This window comes from Pseudodesulfovibrio pelocollis (genome assembly GCF_030282845.1).
In the GTDB taxonomy this organism is placed as follows: Bacteria; Desulfobacterota; Desulfovibrionia; order Desulfovibrionales; family Desulfovibrionaceae; genus Pseudodesulfovibrio; species Pseudodesulfovibrio pelocollis.
This window is the reverse complement of the sequence record NZ_JASTWE010000063.1, coordinates 1-11809: the sequence shown is the minus strand read 5'-3', so window position 1 is coordinate 11809 and position 11809 is coordinate 1. Positions and strand designations below refer to the sequence as shown.

Here is an 11809-nt window from a genome sequence, read left to right as displayed (position 1 = left end):
CGACCGGACCCGCGCAGGCGGCCGGGACAACCCGGCCGCGCCAGGCATCGCGAGGCCCGCGCATTGCCGCCGCCCACGCAGCCGAAGGCGCGCCATCCAAGGAACAGACACGGACCCATGGCAAAAAAGAAATCGACCACCACGCCGAACACCATCGGCACCAACAAACAGGCCAGACGCCTCTATGAAATCCTCGAAACCTTCGAGGCGGGCATCTCCCTGGTCGGCAGCGAGGTCAAGTCGCTGCGCGGCGGCCATGTTTCCTTCAAGGACGGCTACGTCCAGTTCCGCGAGGGCTCGGCCTTTCTCGTGGGCGTGCATATCGCCCCCTACGAGAAGACCGGCGAATTCGACCAGCACGACCCGGAGCGGCCGCGACGGCTCCTGCTGCACAAGCGCGAAATCGGCGTGCTCAAGGCCAGGACCGAGCAGAAGGGCCTGACCGTCATCCCCATGAAGATGTACTTCAGCCGTGGCAAGGTCAAAGTGCTCATCGGCCTGGGCAAGGGCAAGAATGTCCACTCCCGCAAGCAGGACCTCAAGGACCGCGACATCGCCCGCGACACGGCCCGCCAACTGGCCGATCACCGGAAGTGACAGGCTGTTGAAAAACGTCCGATTGCTGCGTTGCCCACAACGATCAAGGCCGAAGCGTATCCATTGTACGCTTCGGCCCTGATCGTTGTCGGCTCTGCCGCTTGAACGCCTTGGGTCGGGTCGCCGTCACTCCTTGCGTTTGCGCGAGGCGGCAGGCTCGGCGGCGTCGAACTCGCTGTGGACCAGGGTGGACATGGTGATGTCGCGCCAGATGTCGTTGATGGTTTGTTTGATCTCGGTGCGGCGGCGGATGTAGTGGGTGTGCAGCAACTCCTCGGAGAGGTGGGAGAGGGGCTGGCCCAGGAAATCCTTGTACAGCCGCTGTACCTGCGGGTTTTCGTGAGACTGGCGGCGCGGCATCTGCCGGTCGATCTCGTAGATGGCGTCGCGGCGTTTGCGGGCGTAGGGCTGGTAGTGCTTCTTGCTGCGCAGGTGGCCGCCGCCGTCCACGCAGCCGCCCGGGCAGGCCATGACCTCGATGAAGTCGAAGTCGGCCCGGCCGGCCAGCACGTCTTCGACGATGGCCCGCACGCCCTTGAGGCCGTGGCACATGGCCAGCCTGACCTCGCCGATGTCGCCCCCCAGATCGATGGTGGCCGTGCGCACGGACTCGAAGCCGCGCAGGGCCTCAACCTCGATGCGCTCCAGTTCGCGGCCGTTGACCACGCTGTACATGGTGCGCACCGCCGCCTCCATGACCCCGCCGGTGGTGCCGAAGATGGCACCCGCCCCGGTGTATTCGGCCATGTAGGGGTTGTCGAAGGTGGAGGGTTCGAGGGCCGCCAGGTTGATCCCCTCGCGCTTGAGCAGCCGGGCGAACTCGCGGGTGGTCAGGACTACGTCCACGTCGCGCGCGCCGTCCTGGCGAAACATCGTGCGCTGGGCCTCGTCCTTCTTGGCCGTGCAGGGCATGATGGAGACCACTCGAATCCGTTTGGGGTCAAGCCCCATCTTCTCGGGCAGATAGGTCTTGGCCAGGGCGCCGAAGCACTGCTGGGGCGACCGGGTGGACGAGACAAAGGGCAGGATGTCCGGATAGAGTTTTTCCGCGAAATTGACCCAGGCCGGGCAGCAGGAGGTGAAGGTCGGCCGCCTGCCTTCCTTGAGCCGCCCGAGCAGTTCGTATCCCTCTTCCATGATCACCAGGTCGGCCGCGAAGTTGGTGTCCAGGACCACGTCCGCGCCCAGGGTGCGCAGGGCGGTGATGATCTGCCCTTCCACGTTGACCCCGGGGGCCAGGCCGAACTCCTCGCCAAAGCCCACGCGCAGGGCCGGGGCGAACTGGAAGACCGTGATCACCTCCGGGTCGTCGAGAAAGTCGATGACCGTCTCGGTCTCGTCGCGCTCGGCCAGGGCGCCGGTGGGGCAGACCAGGATGCACTGGCCGCAGGCCACGCAGTCGGACGCGCCCTGGCTTAAGTTGTTGCGCATGCCGATGTCCGCTTGCAGGCTGGTGCCGGTGAAGACCAGGGCGTCCACCCCCTGCTCGCGGCGGCAGACCTCGACGCAGCGCAGGCAGCGGATGCACTTGCCCATGTCGCGGATGATGGCCGGGGAGGTCTCGTCCCTTGGGCGGCTCCTGGTCCAGTCGGGCCGGGTGTAGCGCGACTGGCGCAGGCCCACGAACTGGGCCACGTCCTGCAATTCGCAGTCGCCGTGGCGGGTGCAGGTGGCGCAGTCCTGGTCGTGGTCGGCCAGGATCAGTTCCACCTGGAGCCGCTGCATCTCGCGCACCCGGCTGGTGCGGGTGCGCACGGCCATGCCCGGTTCCATGGGCGTGTTGCAGGCCGTGACCATGACCGGACTTTCGCTGCCCGGGCGGATGATCTCCACCAGGCAGACGCGGCAGGTGCCGGGCGCGTGGTCGATGTCCGAGAGCTCGCACAGGGTGGGGATGAAGTGGCCGCCGCGCCGGGCCGCCTCAAGGATGGTGTCGTTTTCCTGAAAGGTGACGGGTGTGCCGTTGATGGTCGCTTGCATGGTGTCGTGCATGATGGTCCGTGCAGGTTGCGGGTGAGAGGGGCCGGTCACAGGGCCGAGTCCGGGACCGGGGATTCGGTGATCACGGAGTAGATGCGGTAGCAGCGCAGGCAGCGGCTGGCCTCCTCATACGCCTCCTCGGTGCTGATGGGCTTTTCCACCTCGTCGAAGAGCCGCTTGCGCACCTCGGGGTCCAGCTCCCTGACCCGGACGCGGTACTTGTTTTCCACCGGCGTCTCGATGCTCTCGTTGGACAGGGCGCGGAAGTCGCCGATGATGCGGCGCATGCGGCTTCGCGGGAAGAAGCGCACCCGGCCATAGTGGAGAAAATCGTCGATGGAGCGGGCCGCCTTGAGCCCGTTGGCCATGGCCTTGATCAGGGTGGACGGGCCCGAGTAGCAGTCTCCGCCCGCAAAGACGCCGGGCCGCGCCGTGGACAGGGTGGTCCCGTCGGCGTCCAGGAAGCCCCGCCTGCCGAAGCGCACGCCGTCGCCCTGGCTGATGGAGTCCTCGTCCACCTGCTGGCCGATGGCCGCGATGACCTCGTTGCAGCGGAGCACACGGGCCGAGTCCGGCCGGGCCACCACGCTGCGCCGACCGTTGGCGTCCGGCTCGCCCTGGAGCATGGAGACCAGTTCCACGCCCGTGATCCGGCCGTCTTCCGAGAGGATGCGGCCCGGGTTGGTCAGGAAGTGGAAGACCACGCCCTCTTCGCGGGCGGCCTCGATCTCCTCGATGTCGGCGGGCATGTCCGTCTTGTCGCGGCGGTAGACCACATGCACCTCGTCGGCTCCCATGCGCAGGGCCGAGCGGGCGCAGTCCATGGCCACGTTGCCGCCGCCCACGACCACCACCACGCCGCCAAGGGTCATGCAGCCGTTGCCCTGGAGACATTCGTGGACCTTGAGCAGGAAGTCGATGCCGGTTTGCAGGCCCGAGAGGTCCGGGTCTTCGCCGTCCACGCCGAGCAGGCGGCCCTTGTCGCAGCCCAGCCCGAGGAACACGGCCTTGAAACCCCGGCCCATGAGGTCGTCCAGGGTGTAGTCCCTGCCCAGTCGGGCGTTGTAATGGATGCGGCCGCCGAGGCGTCCGATGATCTCGGCCTCGCCTCGCAGCACCTCCTTGGGCAGGCGGTAGCTGGGGATGCCGCTGGCGGCCATGCCGCCCGGCTCGTCCCTGGCCTCGAAGACCTCCACGGGGTAGCCCTTGAGCAGGAGGTGGTAGGCGCAGGAGAGACCGGCCGGACCGGCCCCCACCACCGCGACCCTGAGGTGGTCGGGCTGGCGCGTACAGACCATGTCCGGCGAGAACCACTGCCGGGAGATGTCTTGCTCCAGATCGGCCACGTAGCGTTTGAGCACCTTGATGCCCACGGCCTCGTCCACCATGTTGCGACGGCACGCCTGTTCGCAAAAGCGCACGCAGACGCGGCCGCAGGTGGCGGCCATGGGATATTTCTGCAGGATGACGCCCAGGGAGTGGGAGGGCTTGCCGTCCTTGATGTAGTCGATGTAGCGGGGCACGTTGACCTTGGCCGGGCAGGCTTCGATGCAGGGGGCGGTGACGTAGTGCATGGCGTACTGGCCGTTTGCGGCCTGCCGATCATCGCCCCGTCGGTCATGGTCCCGCCCGCCATCGTCCCGTCGGGCGGGGGCGGGGGCGGGGGCGAGCATGTCCCGGAAGTGGTCCAGGGCGCTCAGGAGCGGGGTCATGCAGCTTTGGCCCAGGCCGCACAGGGAGGTCTGGCGCACATGCCGGGCCAGCATCTCGGTCTCGGCCAGCAGGCCGGTGTCGAACCGCTCCCGGTGCAGCATGGCCAGCTTGTCGCGCACGAGGCTGGTGCCCATGCGGCAGGGTGTGCATTTGCCGCAGGACTCCTCTGCCGCCTTGGCCGCGTAGCGCACCAGGGCGTCGAGCAGGTCCACGCCCGGCTCGAAAACGAAGAATCCCCGGTCGCCCAGGAACGCCTTGATGACGTTGCCTTCGTTGAAGAAATCAAACCCGGCCAGCTCGGGCAGCGGCGCCACCTCGAAAATGTCCCTGTCCCGGTTGTCATATATCTTGCCGTCCCACACACCGTAAATGACGCTCGCCATGCTCTTCTTCCGTCGGTCCTGCAAAGGGTGATGTCCGGCACCGATGCCGGGGGGCCGAGGCCGCCTGCCTGATCAAAAAAGCAGGGCAAGGACTTACCCGCTTCGACCGGGAAAGACAAGCCGCTCCCTGGGCGTAGGGCGGCGGGGGGAGTCAGGATTCGGTTTGCCGAAGCTCCGGGAAGGGGGCGATGACCCTGTCCAGCACGCCTTGGACCTTTGAGATGGCCACCCCGTAGTTGGTCACGGGCAGGCCGCGCCGCTCGCACTGGGTGATGCGCCGCAGCATCTCGGTGCGGCCCAGCATGCAGGCCCCGCAGTGGACCACGAGGCTGAACCGCTCCAGGTCGTCAGGAAAGTCGTGGCCAGCGTAGACCTCGAAGCGCAGGTCGCGGCCCGTGTACTGGGATATCCAGCGCGGAATCTTGACCCGTCCGATGTCGTCGGCCACGTTGTGGTGTGAGCAGGCCTCGCCGATGAGCACGGTGTCGCCGTCCTCCAGGGCGTCGATGGCGGCCGCGCCCTGCACGAGCCGGGGCAGGTCGCCCTTGTGGCGGGCGAAGAGGGTGGAGAAGGTGGTCAGGGGGATGTCGTCCGGCACGTCCCCTGCCACGCTCATGACCACCTGGGAATCGGTGATGACCAGGGCGGGCCTGCGGTTCATCCCGGCCAACACGGCCTCTATCTCGCGCTCCTTGACGGTCACGGCCACGGCGTCGCAGTCGAGGAGTTCCCGCAGCACCTGGACCTGCGGCAGGATCAGGCGGCCCTTGGGCGCGGCCAGGTCGATGGGCACCACGCAGACCACCCAGTCGCCCTCGCCGATGAGGTCGCCCACCAGCTTGCGCTCCTGGCGGAACTCCAGGGGCGCGGCGTCGATGATCGCCTGCTTGAGGGTGTCCACCCCGCGGCCGCTGTGGGCGCTGACCACGAGGCCATGCGCGCCATCGGCCCGGATCGCGGCCAGTTCATCGGCCGTGGGCGTGCGCAGGTCCGCCTTGTTGAAGGCCACGATGCAGGGGATGGCCAGCTCCCTGACCATGGCGAGAATGGACCGCTCGTGATCGGCGACCCCCTCCTCGCCCACCACGACCACGGCCACGTCGCTGCGGCAGAGCACCTTGCGGGTGGCCTGCATGCGCAGCTCGCCAAGCTCGCCCGTGTCGTCGAGCCCGGCGGTGTCGTGGAATGTCACCGGCCCAAGGGGCAGCAGCTCGTAGTGCTTGGCCACCGGGTCGGTGGTGGTGCCCGGCGTGTCCGAGACGATGGCCGTCTGCTGGCCGGTCAGGGCGTTGATCAGCGACGACTTGCCCGCATTGCGCCGCCCGACGAGGGCGATGGCCAGCCGCACGCCGCGGGGTGCCTTGTCAGTCATGATGGCTCCTGGGGGAAAACCCCTTTGAGGATGAGGGGACGAATCCGGCGGCGAGGATGGACCGCCGGGCCTCGGCCAGGGGGTCGTCGTTCGCGCCGACGTTCTTGCCCGGATAGATGGCGTAGTCGCTCCGGTGGTCGGTCGGGGTCATGGACGGCATGAGCACGTTGCACCCCCGGGCCAGGGCCTGGGCGCGGCTCGCGGGGTCCAGGGCGTCCAGGGCCGAGGTGGCCGGGATGTTGGCCTCGGGATTGAGGACGCGCAGCAGGGCGGTCATGCGATGGGACAGGGCCACCGGCCCGGGCGGCGACCCGGCCTGGGGCGTGTCCGGGTTGGGCACGAAGGGCCCCACCGCGATCATCTCCAGGCCGAGGTCCGTGAGCAGGAGGATGTCGCGCGCCGCGTCCAGGGGCGTCGAGCCGGGCAGCCCGGCGATGACGCCCGAGCCGACCTCGTAGCCCAGCCCGCGCATGGCCTCGACCCGGCCCAGTCGGGCGGAGAAGTCCTCGCCCTGGCGCAGCCGCTTGTACAGGCGCGGGTTGGAGGTCTCAAGCTTGATCAGGCAGCGGTCCGCCCCGCAGTCGCGCCAGAAGGCGTATTCGTCGATGCCCCGGTCGCCCAGGGAGAGGGTCACGGCCACGTCGTGGCGGGCCTTGATCTCGCGGATGAGGTCGCCGACCAGGGCGGCGGTGTAGCTGGTGTCGTCGCCGGACTGGAGGACCACGGTTCCGGCCCCGTCGGCAGCAGCGGCGCAGGCCGCGTCGAGAATCTCCGGGCCGGTCATGCGGTATCGCGTCAGGTTCGCATTGGGGGCGCGCAGGCCGCAGTAGTGGCATTTCTTGTCGCAGACGTTGGAGAACTCCACCACGGCCCGGATGAAGACCGCATCGCCGAACACCCGGCGGCGGGTCTGGGCGGCATCGGCGAAAAGGGCGGTGTCGTCAGCTCCGCTGAGCAGGGCGAGGATGTCGCTTGTGTTCATGGCTGTCCTGGGGTCGGGGGATGATCGATGCAGGGGGCATGGGCCGGGGAGCGGGAAATCCGGGCGGCCTGCATGGCCCGGACGCAGTCGTTGACCAGCCGAAAGGCGGCCACTGCCTCGCGCGGGGCGTGGGCCGGGGGTTTGCCCGTGTCGGCCCAGCCGAGCAGGGCGGGCACGTCGGCCCGGACCATGCCCCAGAAGCCCTGGGGCGCGTGACATCCGGCATGGGCGTACTGGCCGAAGACGATGGTGTCGTCGATGACCAGCACGGGCTGGCAGGGCAGCCTGTGGGCGGGATGGACCACCACCCGGCCCGGGTGGCGGGCGGCCAGGTCGCTGACAAAGGAGTGGGACGCGGCCACCTCGTCGTCCGCGGCCTGCCGGGAGATGCCGAAGCGCAGGGCGTCGAGAAAGGGCCGCACCCATGGCTCGGTGCAGCCCGGCTCCAGGGCGATGATGTCCAGCCGCTGGAACTGCGGCCGGGTCAGGGCCGCCTGTAGCCCGTGGCGATGGGGCAGGGAGCGGGCAAAGGCCCCGTAGACCGCCGCGTGGAGGATTATCCGACTCTGCGCGGCCGCGAACAGGCCGGGCGTGTCCAGGGTGTCGATGTCGGCCACGAGCCTCATGAGGTATTCACTCCGTCGAAGTCGCCGGGGGTGAACCCGAGCTTGCACAGCCGGTTGGGCGCCAGGAGCCTGTCCAGCGCCTCGGCCGTGGCCAGCCCGTCGAGCACGGCCTGCTCGCGCACGGTCCGCCCGCTGGCGCGGGCGTCGGCCAGGAGGCGCTCCACCCGCTCGTAGCCTAGGGCCGGAACCAGGACCGTGGCCAGGGCGCCGCTCTCCTCGGCCAGTTGGCGGCAGCGTGCCCTGTCGGCCTCGATGCCGTCCACGCACCCGGAGGCCAACCCCCGGCAGCAGCTGGTCAGCAGGGTCAGGGATTCGAGGATGGCGTGGGCCACCAGGGGCATCAGGTGGTTGAGTTCGAGCTGGCCCATGCCTGCGGCCAGGGCGATGGTCTGGTCGTTGGCCATGACCCGCAGGGCGGCCTGGGTCACGGCTTCGGGCATGACCGGGTTGATCTTGCCCGCCATGATGGACGACCCGGCCTGAAGCGGGGGCAGCCGCAATTCGCCCAGCCCGGCCCCGGGCCCGCTGGCCAGCAGGCGCAGATCCGAGGATATTTTCATCAGGGTGGCGGCGCACGCCTTGAGCATGCCCGAGGTCTCGACAAGGACGTCCATGTTCTGGGTGGCGTCCACCAGATTCTCGGCCCGGGACACCGGCAGCCCGGTGATGGTCGCCAGATGCCCGGTCACGGCCAGGATATAGTCGCGCGGCGCACCCAGGCCCGTGCCGATGGCCGTGCCGCCCAGGTTGACCCGCTTGAGCCGCTCGCGACACTTGAAGACGCGCCAGCGGTCGCGGGCCACGGCATCGGCAAAGGCCCCGAAGGTCATGCCCAGGGTCATGGGCACGGCGTCCATCAGCTCGGTGCGGCCGGGCTTGACCACGTCGCGTAGCTCGGCCTCCTTGGCCTGTAGCGACTCCTGGAGGCCGGAGACAGCGGCCTCCAGGTCCGCGAGCATGGTCAGCACCGCCACCCTGAGGGCCGTGGGATACACGTCGTTGGTGGACTGGTGCATGTTCACGTGGCGGATGGGGTCCACCAGGGTCCATTGGCCCCGCGTTCCGCCCAGCAGTTCGGCCGCGCGGCTGGCGATGACCTCGTTCAAGTTCATGTTGGTGGAGGTTCCGGCCCCGCCCTGGAAGGGGTCCACCACCACCTGATCGTGCAGGGTGCCCGAGACCATCTCGGCGCAGGCGTCCTCGATGGCCCGGCCGCGCTCCCCGGGCAGGTGCCCGAGGAGCGTGTTGGTCCTTGCGCAGGCCCGCTTGACCTGGGCAAAGGCCCGGATCAGGGCGGGGTGCAGCCGGTAGCCCGAGAAGGGGAAGTTGCGCACGGCCCGCAGGGTGTGGATGCCGTAGTAGACGTCGGCAGGCACGGCCAGTTCGCCCAGGGCGTCGCGCTCGGTGCGGGTGGGGTGTTCAAAGCCGGTCATGTTCTGCCTGCGCCTTGGCTGGGATGTTACAGGTACAGGTCCCGCTCGCCCGCTTCCATGCGCGTCATCCGCTCGACGAGCAGGCGCTTGCGATCCGGGTCGGGGTAGGTGTCGATTTCGCGTTTGATGAGGGCCTCGCCCACCTTCCTGGTCTCTTCGGAGGCGTAGTCCTCCAGGTATTCCTTGAAGGTCAGCAGCCCGTTGGGCAGACAGAATTTCTGGATGAACCCGGTCCTGGCCAGCTCCATGAAGTGCTCACCGGTGCGGCCGAGCCGGTAGCACGCCGTACACCATGACGGCACGTAGCCGTGGTCCCCGGCGATGGATCGGATGACCTCGTCCAGGCTGCGGCTGTCGCCGATGCAGAATTGCTGCACGTCGGGCCGGTCGTATTCGGGATCGCTGTACGCGCCCGGATAGGTGCGCGAGCCGCCCGAGAGCTGGGACACGCCCATTTCCACCAGCTCGTTGCGCAGGGGTGCTGTCTCGCGGGTGGTCAGGATGAGCCCGGTGTAGGGCACGGCCAGCCGCAGCACGGCCACGATCTTCTTGAACTCGTGGTCCGTGGTCGGGCAGGGCGGGTGGTAGGCGATGTCCGCGTTCTGGGCCGGTTCCAGCCGGGGGAACGAGATGGTGTGCGGGCCGACCCCCCAGTCCAGCTCCAGCCTGCGGGCGTGATGAAGCAGGCCGAGGACCTCGAAGATCGGGTCGTAGAGGCCAAAGAGCGCGCCCATGCCCACGTCGTCGATGCCCGCCTCCTGGGCGCGGTGCATGGCGTGCAACCGCCACAGGTAGTCCTTCTTGCGCCCGGCGATGTGGAGCTTCTCGTAGGTGGGGCGGTGGTAGGTCTCCTGAAAACACTGGTAGGTGCCGATGCCCACCTCGTGGAGCTGGCGGAAGCCGTCCACGTCAAGGGGGGCACAGTTGACGTTGACCCGGCGGATTTCGCCGCTCTTGGTCGAGGTCACGGCGTACACGTCGCGAACGGTCCGGGCGATCCAGTCCGCCTTGAGCCGGGGATGCTCGCCGTAGACCAGGAGCAGCCGCTTGTGGCCCTGGTCCTCAAGCACCGTGACCTCCCTGCGGATATCCTCGGACGAGAGGGTGCGCCGCTCTAGGTCGTCGTTCCTGGCGTTGAAGCCGCAGTAGGCACACTGGTTGCCGCACTCGTTGGTGATGTACAGGGGGGCGAAGACCACCAACCGGTTGCCGTAGATGCCCTTCTTGACCTCCCGGGCCGTCTCGAAGAGGGCCTCGTCCAGGTCGCGGTCGCGGTTGCCGAGCAGGGCGGCGGCCTCGTCCGGGTCGAGCCCCTGGCGCTCCCGGGCCTTGGCCAGGGTTTCGCGGATCAGTCCGGGAGCGGGGTCCTTCGCCTTTTCCATCTCGGCGCGGATGACCTTTTCGTCGATGAAGTTCGCAAGCCCGTTGCTTGTCGTGCCGTTCTTTTTCATGCCGTCGCTCCTTGGGTCAGACCAATAATGATTTGACCTGAACTCCGTCAAGCATGCCGAGCTTGCCGGCGAGTGCGCCCACTTCGTCTGTGGTCGCCTCGAATATCAGGCCGATGATGTTCACGCCCCTGTCGCGAAAGGGCAGCCCCATACGCCCGAGGATCATGTCGCCATGATCGCTCAGGACCGCGTTGACCTTGGCGGCCGCCTTGTCCCTGTCCGTGATGATGATGCCGATGATGCCGATGCGTTTTTGCATGCCCACTTCCCGCTGTTGGTGGTTTCCAGGCGAAACGAGGAGAGCCCGGGTAGCACTCCCGGGCTCTTCTGCATGGGGAAAGGGCAAGGAGGGTCTGGACGGTCCCCTGGCTGCATGCGGTCAGGGCCAGACTGCTCCACCTTGGGGTTCAGGCAAACCCTTCCCGCAGGCAGATTCTCCGGTTGGAGGTGTTCTGGACATGATCACTACGCCTGATTCAGACACGAATCAAGAAAAAATTATACGAAAGAGATAACTTTTTAAAAAAAGTAACACGAAAATGGGCAAAGGCAAGGACCCTCCGCAGCGACGCGGCCGCCATGGTCGAAGGAGGGGGCAAGGGGGGGAAGGAAATGTCGCCCTTGGATCAGAAGCATCCTCGCCGCAGGTGACACTTGAGAGGCGTTAGAAGTTCAGCTTGAAGCCCTTGGCCTTGAGGGTCGCCACCTTGCCACTGCGGTCAACATAGTGGGTGTGCAGCAGGTGGTAGGACAGGTTCCCGCAGGGGCCGTCCACCAGGTAGCCCGTCTTGGGGTCGTAGATCTTCTTGACCATGGGGTTGTCCTGGGACTTCCTGATCTTGTAGATCTTGGGGTTGGCATCGGCGTCGTACACGGACTTCTGGCGGATGCCCACAAAGTCCATGGCGCTGGCCGCGGCCTCCTTGGCGATGTTCAGTCCGAGCACGGCGTAGCCGGTCATGACGCCGCACACTTTGATGAAGGCACGTCTGTTCATTTTCATGTTCATACCTCCTTACGCGCCAACGCTGCGTGCCTTGAAGCGGTTGTTGATGCGGGCGATGGTGCTCTTGAACAGGGACGCCCCGAGGGCGGGATCAAGGGGCTGGCCGCCGCCGTTCACGCAGCCGCCGGGGCAGGTCATGATCTCGATGAAGTGATAGGGGGACTTGCCCGCCCGCACCTCGTCGCAGATCTTGGCCGCATTCTTGAGCCCGCTGGCCACAGCCACCTTGACCGTGCCGAAGCCGGGAACCGCCACGTCAGCCGTGT

Annotated in this window: 11 protein-coding genes; 1 reads left to right on the top strand and 10 read right to left on the bottom strand. The window is 67.5% G+C overall.

Features of this window, described 5'->3' with window-relative positions:
• The first annotated feature begins 117 nt into the window (after positions 1–117).
• Complete coding sequence (gene smpB / locus QQS14_RS15410; protein WP_285907905.1) at positions 118–597, top strand: SsrA-binding protein SmpB; 480 nt, start codon at positions 118–120, stop codon at positions 595–597.
• 126 nt (positions 598–723) lie between these two features.
• On the opposite strand, the gene QQS14_RS15405 is transcribed toward smpB, so the two are convergent.
• The 10 genes from QQS14_RS15405 to QQS14_RS15360 all read right to left on the bottom strand — a co-directional run.
• Positions 724–2589, bottom strand: coding sequence for a [FeFe] hydrogenase, group A (locus QQS14_RS15405; RefSeq protein WP_285907904.1), 1866 nt, complete (start codon positions 2587–2589; stop codon positions 724–726).
• A gap of 35 nt (positions 2590–2624) precedes the next feature.
• Positions 2625–4673, bottom strand: a complete 2049-nt coding sequence (locus QQS14_RS15400; RefSeq protein ID WP_285907903.1) for an FAD-dependent oxidoreductase — start codon at positions 4671–4673, stop codon at positions 2625–2627.
• Positions 4674–4824: 151 nt separating this feature from the next.
• The gene (hydF, locus tag QQS14_RS15395) at positions 4825–6045 is read right to left on the bottom strand and encodes a [FeFe] hydrogenase H-cluster maturation GTPase HydF (RefSeq protein WP_285907902.1); all 1221 of its coding nucleotides are present in this window, start codon (positions 6043–6045) and stop codon (positions 4825–4827) included.
• Positions 6038–7027 carry a radical SAM protein gene (locus QQS14_RS15390; RefSeq protein WP_285907901.1) on the bottom strand — a complete coding sequence of 330 codons (990 nt, stop codon included), beginning with the start codon at positions 7025–7027 and terminating at the stop codon, positions 6038–6040. The genes hydF and QQS14_RS15390 overlap by 8 nt, the downstream gene beginning before the upstream one ends.
• Positions 7024–7653 (bottom strand): hypothetical protein, encoded by a 630-nt coding sequence (locus tag QQS14_RS15385; protein ID WP_285907900.1) that lies wholly within the window; start codon positions 7651–7653, stop codon positions 7024–7026. Before QQS14_RS15385 ends, QQS14_RS15390 begins: the two co-directional genes overlap by 4 nt.
• Positions 7650–9086 (bottom strand): aspartate ammonia-lyase, encoded by a 1437-nt coding sequence (locus QQS14_RS15380; protein ID WP_285907899.1) that lies wholly within the window; start codon positions 9084–9086, stop codon positions 7650–7652. Before QQS14_RS15380 ends, QQS14_RS15385 begins: the two co-directional genes overlap by 4 nt.
• Positions 9087–9112: 26 nt before the next feature.
• Positions 9113–10537: a [FeFe] hydrogenase H-cluster radical SAM maturase HydG gene (gene hydG / locus QQS14_RS15375; RefSeq protein ID WP_285907898.1), complete on the bottom strand. Its 1425-nt coding sequence runs from the start codon at positions 10535–10537 to the stop codon at positions 9113–9115.
• Positions 10538–10553: 16 nt separating this feature from the next.
• Positions 10554–10796 (bottom strand): TM1266 family iron-only hydrogenase system putative regulator, encoded by a 243-nt coding sequence (locus tag QQS14_RS15370; protein ID WP_285907897.1) that lies wholly within the window; start codon positions 10794–10796, stop codon positions 10554–10556.
• A 405-nt stretch (positions 10797–11201) separates the two neighbouring features.
• Positions 11202–11540, bottom strand: a complete 339-nt coding sequence (locus tag QQS14_RS15365; RefSeq protein ID WP_285907896.1) for an iron hydrogenase small subunit — start codon at positions 11538–11540, stop codon at positions 11202–11204.
• Positions 11541–11552: 12 nt separating this feature from the next.
• A partial coding sequence (locus QQS14_RS15360) for a [Fe-Fe] hydrogenase large subunit C-terminal domain-containing protein (RefSeq protein ID WP_285907895.1) occupies positions 11553–11809 on the bottom strand: 257 nt, incomplete at its 5' end.